Annotated in this window: 2 protein-coding genes; one reads left to right on the top strand and one right to left on the bottom strand. The window is 66.7% G+C overall.

Features of this window, described 5'->3' with window-relative positions; translation table 11 throughout:
• On the bottom strand, positions 1-638 hold a 638-nt coding region (locus tag ABZ281_RS49170), incomplete at its 3' end, for a helix-turn-helix domain-containing protein (protein ID WP_356665337.1).
• 98 nt (positions 639-736) lie between these two features.
• Between ABZ281_RS49170 and ABZ281_RS49165 the strand changes: the two genes are divergently transcribed.
• Positions 737-1,456: helix-turn-helix domain-containing protein (locus ABZ281_RS49165; protein WP_356665335.1), on the top strand; the 720-nt coding region annotated here is incomplete at its 3' end.

Genomic DNA, 1,456 nt, shown 5'->3' with positions numbered 1-1,456 from the left:
GCCGTGTCGATCTTGTGGTCGCCGACGGAGCCGAGGCAGGCGAGGATCGCCAGACCTGCCGCGTCCGCTTCCAGCGGCGCTGACTCAAGAGATCGCAGAGCGATCTGAGGCGATGTGAGGACCTCGTCAGCGTGTGGGCCATATGCCCGTTCCGCGCAGATTCTCATCGGAGTGCCGATCAGATGTGGTCGGTAAACAAATGCGAGTTGACCAGTTCGCGACTGTAGTGTGACGATCTCGGCCCTCACCGCAGGGGAGGGCGGGCCGGCCTGGAGGGGCTGGGAAGGCGTCGAAGAGGGGGGACCGTGCAGCGCGTCAGTCAGCGCGTAGCGAGCACGCGGCCCGCGCTGTTCGACGGCGCCCTCCCGCATCAAGGCCTGCAGATACCGGTGAGCGGTCGGCGCGGGAAGCCCCGCGGACTCGGCGACCGAAGCCAGAGGATGTTCACCCGGCCCGAGACGGATCAGCGCACTGAGCACCGCCATGGTGCGTGCCACGGCGCCGCCCGTGCGGTCGGACGGGGTGGCAACGGGATGCAGCAACGCGAACTCCCCCTCGCGGTGGTTGAGGACCTTCGCGTCTCCCACAACGCGGATTCGATCCAGTGCGCGATTCTTCCCGGCCAAGATCCCGCTCACCAGGCTCTGAATTTTCCGGTCCTCGAATTTCAGGAGCGAGCGCTTCCGGTATATCGCTGGACCAGTACGGGGATGGCAACACGGGGAAGGGTTCAAAGTTGAATCAGAAGGAGGCGTTGCAGCAGCTGCTGCAATGGAAGCGCGGAGAGATAGACCCTGTCGAGCTCGGCTGGCCCAAGCGCACCGGCCGGGGGCGGCGCTCACGCGGACTGTCCCAGGCGCAGGTTGCCCAGGCGCTGTTCGTCACGGAGAAGACCTACGCCGAGTTCGAGCGCGGGAACACACCCCAGCCGAGCACCGAGTTCCTCGACAACGTGGCCAGGGTGCTCAACATGAACGAGCGCGAGCGGACTGCGTTCTACGTCTACGCGATCGGCTACGAGCCTCCGTTCCCTATGGACCCGATGGCCGGGACGAACGTCGATCCGGCGTGGCAGGTGGCTGTCAACGGCGTCTCTGGGCAGCCCTGTTACATCAACGACGTGGCGTGGAACGTGCTGGCCGCCAACGATGACTTCAAGCTCATGTTCCCGCAGCCCGAAGGAAAGTCCCCGGAGCTGCCCGAACGCAACCTGATCCGGTGGATGCTGCTGCGCGAGGACGCGCGCGAGCACCACCTGGTCGACTGGGACACGCGCTGGGCGCCGCAGGTCGCAGCCCAGCTGCGCACGGCGGTCGCCGCGCACCCCGACAACGCGGACCTCCGGATGCTCGACAAGGAAGTCAACGACGACCCGGTCGCTGGTCCGATCTACCGAGACCACAGCCTCGCGTACATCCACCCCGACGGCGACGCGCGGCCGATGCGGCACGCCGGC

It is taken from the genome of Streptomyces sp. NPDC006265 (assembly GCF_040613555.1).
Classification (GTDB): domain Bacteria; phylum Actinomycetota; class Actinomycetes; order Streptomycetales; family Streptomycetaceae; genus Streptomyces.
Note: the sequence above shows the minus strand (reverse complement) of the source record. Positions and strands in the feature narration are given on the sequence as shown.